This window comes from Salinibacterium sp. NSLL17, from assembly GCF_015864935.1.
Classification (GTDB): domain Bacteria; phylum Actinomycetota; class Actinomycetes; order Actinomycetales; family Microbacteriaceae; genus Rhodoglobus.
Genome location: NZ_JADYWH010000001.1, coordinates 686,757 through 698,968 on the forward strand (window position 1 = coordinate 686,757; position 12,212 = coordinate 698,968).

Below are 12,212 nucleotides of genomic sequence, written 5' to 3' on the forward strand. Positions count from 1 at the left end.
GCCGGAGATCTCGGCCTGCCACCCGATCTAAGGAGTACCCGATGGAAGCCGCTGTAATCGCCGCCTGGACGTTCGTTTCTGAAGCCCCCATTCCCGAAGACGTGATGCCGATGCTGCTGCCCGGCGAACAGCCCATCGCGGCCTACAAGACGTTCCGCGACAGCGCCGTGTTCACTAATAAGCGCCTCATCGTGCGTGATGCTCAAGGCATCACCGGCAAGAAGGTGGAGCTCTACTCGCTGCCCTATTCGAACGTGCTCATGTGGTCATCCGAGAACGCGGGAACCCTCGACATGAATGCCGAGCTTGAACTCTGGACCCGCGCCGGCCACATCAAGATCAAGGTCGGCAAGGCCATCGACGTGCGCAAGCTCGATATGCTCATCGCCAACGTGGTGATCGGCGCGAGCTAACAACACGAACCAATGCACGGCGGGGTGGGGCAATGAAAACAGATTTCAAGAAGACGCTCGACGCGTATCAAGCGCGCCACAACGAGTTCAGAATTCTGGATGTCCCGCCTCAGCAATACCTCATGGTCGACGGCCATGGTGCGCCCGGTGCCGACAGCGACTACACGGCCGCGATCGGCGCGCTCTATCCCGTCGCGTACACCTTGAAGTTTGCAAGCAAAGCCCTCGACCGCGACTACGTTGTGCCGCCGCTGGAAGCGCTCTGGTGGGCCGAAGATATGGCCTCCTTCACGAGCGGTCGTGACAAGTCACAGTGGGACTGGACCGCGATGATCCTTGCGCCCGAGTGGATCACCGCGACCATATTCGAGGATGCCGTTGCGGCGGTCACCGCCAAGAGCAAGACGCCAGAGAGCCTGCCGGTCAGTCTCGACAAGGTGCGCCTCGAGACTCTCGACGAGGGGCTGTGCGTGCAAACACTCCACCTCGGCCCCTATGACGATGAGGCCGAGATTCTTGCGCAGATGCATACCGAATTCATTCCCGAGCAGGGGCTGCGGATGACCGGCAAGCACCACGAGATCTACTTCAACGACTTTCGTAAAGTCGAGGCATCCAAACTGCGCACGCTGCTGCGGCAACCCGTGGAACGCGCCTAGTCCGGAGCGGGTTTAGCTAAAGCTTGGCGATCTCGATTTTCTTCAACTGCATCATGTGCTCGAAGGCATTCGGCCGTGTCATGAGTTCGTCGATATTGGCGGGAGTGATCTGCCAACTCACCCCGAATTTGTCTTTGCACCACCCGCAGGCTTCCGCTTCGGGAACCGCCGAGAGCGACGCCCAGTAGCGGTCAATCTCAGCCTGATCCGCACACGGAATCACAAACGACACTGCCTCGGTGAACGTCACGTGTTGGCGAGTGGCGGCATCCATTGCTACAAACCACAGGTCTCGGAGCCTGACATCGCCAAACATGACGGAACCCGGATGCGCGGGGCCCGTGCGTTTGGGGTAGCGAACGTCGGCCCCCAACTGCGCATTGTCGAACACGGAGGCGTAGAACTCGACGGCTTCTCGAGCACGGTTCTGCACGCCGTCGCCGAACAGCAGCGCGGGCATGATCGTGGGCCGCGGTTCACCAGCGGGATCGGTGAGGATCAGCTGCCAGTTCACGCCAAAACGGTCGCGCAACCATCCATAGCGCGGGCTGAAATCGTAGTTAGCGATCGGCATGAGCGCACTGCCGCCGTCGATAAGCGCATTCCACAACGCATCAAGATTGCGGCGAGCATCCGGATCAATAGAAGGATCGAAATTGACCATGAACGACGTGGACTCGTTGAACGCAAACCGCTCGCCCGCGTTGATCGCCAAAAAGTCTTGCCCGGCAAGACGGAAAGTAACCGTCAGCACCGCACCGGCGAGGTCGCGTTGAAAGTCAGCTAAGCCCTCCGAAGGGTAGTGCGTGGTGTCGACTATCGAACTGTCTGAAAACGCCGCGGTATAGAACTGCACAGCGTCTTCGGCATTGCCGTTGAACCACAGGCACGGCGTAATCGTGGTCATGGTGTTCCTCCTCGAACCCATGTCGTCGCAACGCGCGGCGGCTAATGATCTGAGCCTAAACCCATCTCGGGGCATCCTCTAGAGTGCATGATCTGAAAGGAGCACCGCGGGGGTCGTGCGCCAGTTCCGTATCCTTCCGCTTAAACTGACCGGATGGGATCTTCCGATGCGACCAGCAAGCTCCGCAGCGCGCGCGGTGAGTGGTGGTATGCGTTCCGTCGTGCCTATCACGGCTTCATGCTGCACCGCGGAATCGACTCCGCAGCGACGCTCGCCTTCTTCTCGGCGCTCGCCACTCTGCCGGCGGCGCTCAGCGTCGTCTCCGTGTTGGCGATCGCCGAAGGCAAAGATCAGGCCGCCGACACCGTGATTGATCTCGCCACCGAAGTGCTCAAACCCAGCACCGTCGAAGTCTTGAAAGAACCTCTCACGCAGCTGTTCTCCATTGGCAGCCCGGGAGTCGCGCTCACCGTCGGGCTCCTCTTGAGCGTCTGGTCACTGTCGAGCTATGCGACCGCCTTCGGCCGCGCCGCGAACAGCGTGTACGAGATTCAAGAGGGGCGCCGCTTTGTAAAATTCCGCGGACTCATGCTCGTACTGTCGACCTTCTTGCTCGCCGCCTTCGCCGCCGTCGTTGTGCTGCTGCTGACCACCAGAAACGTAGCATCCGCCGTGGGCGAGGCGCTCGGCATCGGCGAGCCCTGGATTACCGTCTGGTCGGTGGGGCGCTGGCCGGTGCTCGCCGTCATCCTCACCATGATCTTCGCCGTGCTCTACTACTACACGCCCAACGTGCGACACGAACGGATGCGGTGGGTGAGCACCGGAGCAATCTTTGCGATCGTGACGTGGGGGATTGCGACCGCGGGCTTTGGTTTCTACGCCTCCAACTTCGCGAGCTATGACCGTGTATACGGCTGGCTCGGGGGAGCGCTCGCGCTGCTCATCTGGCTCTACATCAGCAACCTCGCGTTTGTCGCCGGCCTTGAAGTGGATGCCGAATTCACCCGGTTGCGTCAGTTGCTCGCCGGGGTGCCCGCCGAGAACACGGTTCAGTTGCCGCTGCGCGACACCTTCCGCAATCACGTGCTCGCCCGGCGCCAAGCGGAGGATGAAGCGCGCGCGATCGTTATTCGCGAGCGCGACATCCCCTAGCTCGTGTCGACTGCGACTCCCGCTGCGGTTCGGAGCGTTAGCCCTAGCCCTAGCGCGGTGCGCGCACGCTCGACTTGAACCCGCGCAACCGCAGACTGTTCGTCACGACAAAGACCGACGAGAAGGCCATTGCCGCGCCCGCGATGAGCGGGTTGAGCAGACCGAGCATCGCGATCGGCAGGGCCGCCACGTTGTAGGCGAAAGCCCAGAACAGGTTGCCGCGGATGATCCCGAGGGTGCGCTTGGCGAGCCGTACCGCGTCGGCGACAACCATGAGGTCACCACTGACGACGGTGATGTCGCTGGCGGCGATTGCAGCATCGGTGCCGCCACCCATGGCAATGCCGAGGTCCGCGGCGGCCAGAGCAGCAGAGTCGTTCACTCCATCGCCGACCATCGCCACAACCCGGCCTTCGGCCTGCAGCTGACGGATGACGTCGAGCTTGCCCTGCGGAGTGATGCCGGCGTGCACGTCGGTGATTCCCACTGCGCCGGCAACGGATGCTGCAGCGCCGGCGTTGTCACCGGTGAGCAACACGGGGCGCAGGCCGAGGCGGACGAACTCGGCGATGGCGTCCGCACTGCTTGCCTTGATGGTGTCGCCGACAACCAGCACGCCTCGCGCTTGACCTGCCCACGCGATGACCATTGCGGTCGACCCGGCAGCTTCGGCCTTCTCGACTAAGGCGCGGGCGGCATCCGACACCATCTGCTGGTGATCGGCGGTGAGCCACGAGGGTTTGCCGACGAACACCACGGTGCCGTCGATGGTCGCCTGAACGCCGGTGCCCGCATGGGCGGCGAAGTCTGTGACGGCCGGAAGGGCGATGGCCCGCTGTTCGGCTGCCGCGACAACCGCACGGCCCACCGGATGCTCCGAGCCAGCCTCGACGGCGGCGGCGCGAGCCAGCACGAGCTCCTCGTTTTCGCCCTCGAGCACATCGATCGAGCTGAGGCGCATTTCGCCCGTCGTGACGGTTCCGGTCTTGTCGAGAACGATGGTGTCAACGGAGCGGGTCTGTTCAAGAACCTGCGGTCCGCTGATCAGGATGCCGAGCTGCGATCCGCGACCGGTGCCCACGAGCAGGGCAGTCGGCGTTGCGAGGCCGAGGGCGCACGGGCACGCGATGACGAGGGTCGTGACGGCGGCAGTGAACGCGAGTTCGATGGGGCCGCCGGCGATCATCCAGCCGACGAAAGCCACGACAGCGAGGCCGAGCACGACCGGAACGAAGATCGCCGAAACACGATCGGCAAGACGCTGGATGTCGGCTTTGCCGGTTTGTGCTTCTTCGACCATCCGACCGAGGCGGGCCAGTTCGGTGTCGCGGCCGACGCGGGTGATTTCGATGACGAGTCGTCCGCCGACGTTGAGGGTGGCGCCGGTGACCCGATCGTCGGGGCCGACTTCGACGGGCACTGATTCGCCCGTGAGCATGCTCGCGTCGACGGCGGAGTTGCCTTCGATGACGAGTCCGTCGCTGGCGATCTTTTCGCCCGGGCGCACGACGACGTGGTCGCCGACGACGAGCGAGGACACGGCAACGCGCTGTTCGACACCACCGCGCAGAACGGCGGCATCCTTCGCGCCGAGCTCGAGCAGGGCACGAAGAGCAGCACCGGACTCACGGCTAGCGCGAGCCTCGATGTACTTGCCGAGCAGAATGAAGACGGTGACGGCGGCAGCAACTTCGAGGTAGATCTCGCTTGAGCCACCGTGGGGTGTTCCGAAGAAGGTCATCGTCATGTGCATGCCGGCCTCGCCAGCACCACCGAAGAAAAGGGCGTAGAGCGACCAGCCGAACGCCGCGATCACGCCGAGACTGATGAGGGTGTCCATGGTGGCGGCACCGTGGCGGAGGTTCACGGCCGCAGCGCGGTGGAACGGCCACGCACCCCACACGACAACCGGCGCGGTCAGCGTGAGGGCCAACCACTGCCAGTAGGTGAACTGCAGCGCTGGGATCATCGACATCAAGACCACGGGCACGGCCAGTGCGGTCGAGACGAGCAGGCGGTGCAGCAATTGCGAAGCCCAGTCGTTGTCGCTGCTCGTGGAGCTAGCGTTGTCGTTTTCGTCACGCTCGTGAATGGGCGCCGGGATGACGGCGCTATAGCCCGCAGCCTTCACGGTTTCTAGAAACTGCTCGGGATCCATGCCCTCGGGCGCGCGAACGCGAGCCTTCTCGGTGGCGTAGTTCACGGTCGCCTCGACGCCCGGGAGCTTGTTGAGCTTGCGCTCGATGCGGCCAGCGCAGGAGGCGCAGGTCATTCCGGTGATGTCGAGTTCGACATCCAGGAGGTTGATGGTGCCGGGCGCTGCGGTGGTGGCGGTGCCGTCGGTGGTTGCTGCGTTGTCGGATGCCGCGACCATTAGAGACTCTTCACGAACGTGTAGCCGGCCTCCTCGATTGCGGCGCTGACGGTGGCGTCGTCGAGAGGAGTCTCAGACGTGACAGAAACGGTGGAGGGCAGGCCCGAGGCGAGGTCAACCGAAACTTCGGTGACGCCATCCACTTCAGAAAGTTCTTCGGTGACGCTGGAGACGCAGTGGCTGCAGGTCATTCCTTCGACCAGGTAATCGGCGGTGTGAGACATGGTTCTCCTTCGATTGCCGCAGGCGCGAGGCGCGGGCGGAAGTTGTTGTTAGGAACGAGTTCTAGGAACGAACGAGGCGCGCGATGGCGGCACTCGCTTCGCGAAGTTTTTCGTCGGCGACAGCTCCGCCTTCACGGCTGGCTTCGGCGACGCAGTGGGTGAGGTGGTCATCAAGTAGCGCGAGCGCTACGGACTCGAGGGCCTTCGTGGCGGCAGACACTTGCGTGAGCACGTCGATGCAGTAGGTGTCTTCTTCAATCATGCGGTGGATGCCGCGAACTTGACCTTCTGCGCGACGAAGGCGCTTGAGCAGCACTTCTTTGTCTTCGACATAACCGACCATGATATTCCCTCCAACTGGATACCCCCAAGGGGTATTTCCATTAGACGCTTCTTGCCGGGAGAAGTCAACCCGAAACCACGTGCGGCTCGAGCTGGCTGCGGTGGCGGCCGCGCGGCCGGGGCGCGAGCTGACCCGGTGGCTAGGCTGCGAGCGCAGGCTGAGTAAGTGCCGACTCGAACTCGTCTACCGAACCGGCCACGGCATCCAGCTCACTGTTCTGAAGAACGGTGCTGATGCTGCCATCGTCGTGATGTGCAAGCACGACAGGCAATCCTGTGGTGGCGACGTGTGCGATCTCGGCGGGAGTGATTTCGTTGCGGTGTCGCACGGTGAAGGGCACACCGAGGCGCGCCACCATGGCATCCCACTGGGGTTTGCGGCGAATAGGCGAGTGCGTGATGTCGCACAGCGAGCACGCGGCGGTGCCCAGCATGTGCCCGATCACGTAGCGGGTTTCGCCCCAGACGCCGCCATCAGCGTTGTAGATGCCGGTGTAACGGATGATCGCCATGATGCCTCCTCGCCCGGCACGGTGCCGGAACTCCTGTGTGAGGAGTTATTCGGAGACCTGGGCTGGTGCGTTTGGCGAGGCGGGTGTGTGCAGGCCGTGGGTGTCAGTCGGGAACGCTGAACGAACGCGCCCATCGCGCTTTTCTCAACAGGATCACCACGGAAACTACTGTCACGATCGTGATGGAGACGATGATCAGCACCACATTGGCATCGACCCAGGTCGCGAAGAATCGTGCAAAACCAGAGCTGAGGATGCCGCCGGTGCCGCCGTCGTAGAGGTAGGTGAGAAACAGGCTGTACGGGTAGCTGATCGCGGCCGCAATGATCATCGTCACAATGCCGATGCCCGCGGCGACGCCGAAGCCGTGCTCTTGAACGGGAAAGCGGTCGGAGGCGCGAGCGAAGAGCGAGAAGGCAATCAGAATCGCAAAGGGGGCGGTAGCGGCTCCCGCGGTTGGCGAGGCGAGGCCGAATATTGCGGCGAGTGCGGCAGCAAGGGGGATGGTGAGTAACGTGACAAGCACTCCGCGGCGAAAGCGGTACGGCCCGTCAGGCTCGAGGATAATGTTGCCGCGGCTGTGCTCAGCGGCAGCGATTTGGGCTTCGACTTCGAATACGCGCCCTTGAGCGTGGGCATAGTTGCCGGGGCCAGGGTTGTGATACATCTCTGACACTGTGATCACCTCGTGTGGCGCGGCGGGAGTTTCTCGCCGGGCACCTTTTCGCTAGCTCTGAGGATACCTAAGTATTTCTCCACAGTGGGCCCTTCACGGTGAGGATCTTGATGCCGCACCGGTTGCGTGGCTGTTTCCCGTGGATGGTTATCTTTCCGTTCGAAGACCTGACCATGCCCTAATCGCTTTGTGGGCGAGGTCGCTCACCCTCGACGCGAACCCCTTCGTGATTTCCTGTTCGTCGAGTGGTTTTCCATTGAGGATGATGCCGGGCGATGAGGCATTGATGGTCATGACGTGATTGGCGAAACGATTGGCTGCATTCGCCGAATTGGTGGCGGATGACGACAACGCTTGTCGCGACGTCTCGAAGCGGGTAGTCGCTGATGTTGCTGCAGCATTGGCTTTCGCGATGATGCTTTCGCGGTGCGCAGCGAGGGCTTTGGCGACGTTCATGACAATCACGAGGATGGCGACAACCGCGGTGACGGTAAGCGGAATGGCGACTTGTTCGGCCCGGGTCGGGAAAGGAAAATCGGCGCGCCCCGCGAGGATGTCCTCAATGATGCCGGTCGTGCCGCCGTTAGAAACGAAGCTGGTGTAGACGTCAGAGAGCAGGCCGGAGAGGGCTCCGAGAACGGTAGCGATGGTGCCAACGACGAGGGCGAACATGAAGTCACGGCCGCGTGTCACGGTCTGGCGAGAACCTAGGGCAAAGAGTTGAAAGGCCGTGAGCATTCCGAGGGCGCCGAAGATGGCTCCGATTCCGAATCCCAGCAGGCCAATAAGGATTGCGGCGGCGATTGCGAGGGGGATCGCGAACAGCGAGAGAAATGCTCCGAGGCCGAAGTTGTAGGGCGTGGTGTCGGCGGGAAGGGTGCGACCGTTGGTGTTCGCGGCGGAGATCATGGCGTTGGAGTGGCGTTCGAGCGAGCGCGCGTATTTGGCGGGGCTCTGCTGTGAGAAGAGACCTGACATCGTGGCGACCTCCGATCGCACCGCAACGGCTCCGTTGCTTGGGCTATCAGAATAGCTTTCTTGCCGGTGAAGCGGCAGGGAGCGTGCGAAGTCTCCTAGGGGCGCGGATGCCCTGTGTTGGGTTTACTGCACACGGTTAACGGTTGCGAGGCCCCGAGGGGTTCGCCGCCTGCGGTTACCCGCGCAGGGTTACCCGCGCAGCGCGAGCGCGAACGGGAGCACGGCATCCGCTCCTGCTTCGCGGAGTGCTTTGGCGGCGATCGTGAGAGTCCAGCGCGAGTCGACAAGATCATCAACGAGCAGGAGCGGGCCCTGAGGCAGTTCGTCACCGACCCACGCGAACTGTCCCCACACGCTTGCGAGCCGGTAGGCACTGTTTCCACCGGGTTCGCCGGTGGGCCCATCGCCGGTGAGCGAGAGCGCGCCAAGGTAGGGCAGTTTGCCGGCGCTGGCGAGGGCTTCGGCGACGGATGCCACGAGTTGTGGTCGGCTGCGTGACGGCGTCGAGACGACGGCGACGGGTCGCTCATCCCACCCCCAGTCGGCGAGTACTCTGACGCAGGCTGCAACGAGCGCGGGGCTCGCTGGCGCGTCGGGGGTGCCGGGGGCGAAGAGGGTGCGTAGGGTGCCGCCCCAGCCGAGGTCGGTGAGGCGGGCGAGGGCGCGGCCTTCGGTGGCGCGCAGGTTGGGGTTGATGCGTCCGCGCACGGGAACGCCGAGCTTGTCGGCTCCGGTGGGCCATTGCGCGCGGGGTTCGATGGGGACGCCGACTTTGTCGAGGGTGGCGGTGGCGCGGGTGGTGGCATCCGTGCTGATGTCGGTGGGGTACCAGATGCCGGCGCAGTTGTCGCAGCGGCCGCAGGGCGTGGCGGTGTCGTCGTCGAGGGCGCGTTGCAAATATTCCATGCGGCAGCCTTCGGTGCCGGCGGGCAGTCGTTCGTAGTCGAGCATGTGTTGTTGTTCGGCGCGGCGGGCGGCGGTGACTCCGGCGTAGCGTTCGGCGTCGTAGCTCCAGGGCTGGCCGGTGGCGGTCCAGCCGCCTTGCACTCGCGCGACGGCGCCATCGACGTCGAGCACTTTCAGTAGCAGTTCGAGTGGGGTGCGGCGCAGGTTCACGCGGGCTTCGAGCGCTGGCGTGGAGACGGGCCCGGCCCCAGAGCTCGCGGCGGCAGTCAGCTCGGCAATCACGAGTTCGGCGTTGGCTTGGTCGGGCATGGATGCGGTGGCGAAGTATTCCCAAATGTCTTCGTCTTCGCGCCCCGGCATCAGCAGCACGTCAGCGTTGTCGGTGGCACGACCGGCGCGGCCGACCTGTTGGTAATACGCGACGGGGGAGGACGGGGCGCCGAGGTGCACGACGAAGCCGAGGTCGGGTTTGTCGAAGCCCATGCCGAGCGCGCTTGTGGCGACGAGCGCTTTCACGGTGTTGTTCTTGAGCGCCTGCTCGGATTCTTCGCGTTCTTGCGGGTCGGTTTTGCCGGTGTAGGCGCGCACATCCATGCCGCTGTCGCGCAGCAGCCGCGCGGTGTCTTCGGCGGCGGAGACGGTGAGGGTGTAGATGATGCCGCTGCCGGGCAGTTCGGCGAGGTGGCTCAGCAGCCAGCCGAGGCGAGCTCGGGCATCCGGCAGCTTCAGGACACCCAAGCGGAGGGATGCTCGCGCCAGGGGGCCGCGGATGGTGACGACTTCGGTGCCGCCCGTGGCTGTGTTTTCGGCGCTGTCGCTGCTCCCGGTTTCGAGTTGGGCGGCGATGTCGGCGACGACGCGGGAGTTGGCGGTGGCGGTGGTGGCGAGCACGGGGACGCCGTCGGGCATGGTGGCGATGAGTTCGCGCAGGCGCCGGTAGTCGGGGCGAAAGTCGTGGCCCCAGTCGCTGATGCAGTGCGCTTCGTCGACGACGAGCATCCCGATGCGGTTGATTAGTGCGGGCAGTTGGTTGTCGCGGAAGCTGGGGTTGTTGAGGCGTTCGGGCGAGACGAGCAGCACGTCGACCTCGTCGTTGGCGAGCTGCTGCTGAACTTCGGCCCATTCGTGCGGGTTGGTCGAGTTGATGGCGACGGCCCGAACTCCGGCACGGGATGCCGCGGCGATCTGATCTCGCATGAGCGCGAGCAGTGGCGACACGAGCACGGTAGGGCCCGCACCTCGCCGGCGCATGAGCAGCGTGGAAACGAAGTAGACGGCGGACTTTCCCCACCCCGTACGCTGCACGACAAGCGCGCGGCGGCGCCCATCGACGAGCGTCTCGATCGCCTCAAACTGTCCCTCATGAAAATCGGCGGTCTCATTGCCGACAAGCGTGCGGAGAACGGCCAGGGCATCGGTGCGGGTATCTGTCACGTGGCTAGTGTGGCAGGGGGTGCTGACTTTTCGGTGCTTGGTCGCTGTCGATCAAGATTCTTATCGGATGTGTGCTCGTGAGATGGAGCAAGTGGCTGACGGTGGCTCCGGGTAACTTGTCCCTCACAGCGCGAATTCTGCAGCGACTTTGAGCCCCACCTGGACTCCTCGCGAGAGAACATATACTCTCGAAGCAGGGCCGGCACCAAAGATCCCCCACCAAACTTTTAAGAGGACCCTTGTACAACTATGTAGATCTCTTTTCCGGATGCGGCGGCCTTTCATTGGGCATCGAACGCTCCGGAGGAGAACTCCAACTTGCGGTCGAAAAATCCGACATGGCGGCTTACACCTTCTATGCGAACTTCATCGACGAATCGATCGACGACGATTCTTGGAAGGCATACGTTAAGTCGTCGATCGAAAATCAAGTTCAGAACCGAGTCGCAGTTTCAGCGCTTCGCGACGTGCTCGACAACGAAGCTGCCATGGCCGGGCTCGCAAGCTCAGGAATTGACGTCGTCGTCGGTGGGCCGCCTTGCCAAGGATTCTCTCTGGCTGGACGCCGCAACCCAGACGATGTCCGGAATACGCTGCCGTGGGAGTACCTCGAGTTTGTGAAGCGCACAGCTCCCAAAATGGTGGTGATCGAGAATGTGGTCGGGATGAGCCACAAGTTCTCGCCTGATGAAGAAGCGCCTTTCGTTCAATTGCAGCAGGCCTTGCGTGAGACCGAACCCGGGTACGAGGTCCAAGGCGTAGCCGTTAACGCTCTGCATTATGGTGCACCGCAGAACCGCCCCCGGTTGATGATTATTGGCATGCGATCAGACATCGCACAAGAACGAGGCATCAAAGCAACCGGACACCTCTGGAAGTCTGCGTTCACCGACGACGAAAAGTTTGAGCCCGCACCCGCTCTCGCGCCTAAGCCGACGGTCTCGTCGAAAGAGTCGCCGACAATCGCTGATGCAATCGGGGATTTACAGGACGTGCTGCCCACGCCCAAAAGCCGTCGGTCCGCGGCGTTCCACAAAGCCACTTCTACACGAACGCTGTGGGGCCTCCCCAAGTCGAAAATTCGGCGCGAACACCTCCCTAACCAGTCACCGCGCAAGCACAGTGAGTCCACGACTCAACGATTCCGCCTTTACCAGTGGCTTAGGGACAACCGACTTCAACCGCGACTGCTATCGCAACTCTCGAGCGGGCCGGCGGAGGCAGCCTCGATTGTCAGATTGCAGCTTGCGGGTGCGAGGTATCCAGCGATCGCCCCCGACGGCGCAGTTCTCGCCGACTCGGCTGAGTCAATGTTCGAATTGATGGTTGAACTCAAGACGAAGAAGCATTCACAGAAGGCGCTGGAGTGGTCTCAACCTGCTCGCACGGTTGTCACGCTGCCAGACGATTACGTGCACCCCAGCGAACCTCGTATCTTTACCGTGCGCGAGATGGCCCGTTTTCAAGGCTTCCCCGATGATTTCGAGTTCCGCGGAAAGGAAACAACCGGATCGCTCCGTCGTCGCTTTGAGGTTCCGCAGTATTCGCAGGTGGGAAATGCTGTGTCGCCATTTCTCTCACTAGCTGTTGGGAAGATGATCGCGGACGTCCTCTAGCGGGAAACGCGAGTTT

At 62.9% G+C, this 12,212-nt stretch carries 12 protein-coding genes; 4 read left to right on the forward strand and 8 right to left on the reverse strand.

What is annotated here, in order from left to right:
- Positions 1 to 41 precede the first annotated feature (41 nt).
- On the forward strand, positions 42 to 413 hold the full coding sequence (locus tag I6E51_RS03305) for a PH domain-containing protein (protein WP_197109442.1): 372 nt from the start codon (positions 42 to 44) through the stop codon (positions 411 to 413).
- 32 nt (positions 414 to 445) lie between these two features.
- Entirely contained in the window at positions 446 to 1,072 is a 627-nt protein-coding gene (locus I6E51_RS03310; protein ID WP_197109443.1) for a GyrI-like domain-containing protein, read from the forward strand.
- 16 nt (positions 1,073 to 1,088) lie between these two features.
- Here the strand turns inward: I6E51_RS03310 and I6E51_RS03315 are convergent, their stop codons facing one another.
- Positions 1,089 to 1,979: a VOC family protein gene (locus I6E51_RS03315; RefSeq protein ID WP_197109444.1), complete on the reverse strand. Its 891-nt coding sequence runs from the start codon at positions 1,977 to 1,979 to the stop codon at positions 1,089 to 1,091.
- Between the two features lie 153 nt (positions 1,980 to 2,132).
- On the opposite strand from I6E51_RS03315, the gene I6E51_RS03320 reads away from it, so the two are divergent.
- Positions 2,133 to 3,134, forward strand: coding sequence for a YihY/virulence factor BrkB family protein (locus tag I6E51_RS03320; RefSeq protein ID WP_197109445.1), 1,002 nt, complete (start codon positions 2,133 to 2,135; stop codon positions 3,132 to 3,134).
- Between the two features lie 49 nt (positions 3,135 to 3,183).
- On the opposite strand, the gene I6E51_RS03325 is transcribed toward I6E51_RS03320, so the two are convergent.
- From I6E51_RS03325 to I6E51_RS03355, 7 genes are all read right to left on the reverse strand, one after another.
- Positions 3,184 to 5,442 carry a cation-translocating P-type ATPase gene (locus I6E51_RS03325; RefSeq protein WP_197110135.1) on the reverse strand — a complete coding sequence of 753 codons (2,259 nt, stop codon included), beginning with the start codon at positions 5,440 to 5,442 and terminating at the stop codon, positions 3,184 to 3,186.
- Between the two features lie 65 nt (positions 5,443 to 5,507).
- Complete coding sequence (locus I6E51_RS03330) at positions 5,508 to 5,732, reverse strand: heavy-metal-associated domain-containing protein (RefSeq protein WP_197109446.1); 225 nt, start codon at positions 5,730 to 5,732, stop codon at positions 5,508 to 5,510.
- Between the two features lie 61 nt (positions 5,733 to 5,793).
- Complete coding sequence (locus tag I6E51_RS03335; RefSeq protein WP_197109447.1) at positions 5,794 to 6,075, reverse strand: metal-sensitive transcriptional regulator; 282 nt, start codon at positions 6,073 to 6,075, stop codon at positions 5,794 to 5,796.
- A 139-nt stretch (positions 6,076 to 6,214) separates the two neighbouring features.
- The gene (locus tag I6E51_RS03340; protein ID WP_197109448.1) at positions 6,215 to 6,586 is read right to left on the reverse strand and encodes a hypothetical protein; all 372 of its coding nucleotides are present in this window, start codon (positions 6,584 to 6,586) and stop codon (positions 6,215 to 6,217) included.
- A 103-nt stretch (positions 6,587 to 6,689) separates the two neighbouring features.
- Entirely contained in the window at positions 6,690 to 7,253 is a 564-nt protein-coding gene (locus I6E51_RS03345) for a hypothetical protein (RefSeq protein ID WP_197110136.1), read from the reverse strand.
- Positions 7,254 to 7,409: 156 nt separating this feature from the next.
- Entirely contained in the window at positions 7,410 to 8,240 is an 831-nt protein-coding gene (locus I6E51_RS03350) for a hypothetical protein (RefSeq protein ID WP_231599643.1), read from the reverse strand.
- Positions 8,241 to 8,429: 189 nt separating this feature from the next.
- A complete protein-coding gene (locus tag I6E51_RS03355; RefSeq protein WP_197109449.1) occupies positions 8,430 to 10,580 on the reverse strand; it encodes a DEAD/DEAH box helicase in 2,151 nt (716 codons plus the stop codon).
- A 239-nt stretch (positions 10,581 to 10,819) separates the two neighbouring features.
- Here I6E51_RS03355 and I6E51_RS03360 point away from each other — a divergent pair, with 239 nt between their 5' ends.
- A complete protein-coding gene (locus I6E51_RS03360; RefSeq protein ID WP_197109450.1) occupies positions 10,820 to 12,196 on the forward strand; it encodes a DNA cytosine methyltransferase in 1,377 nt (458 codons plus the stop codon).
- Positions 12,197 to 12,212: the final 16 nt, after the last annotated feature.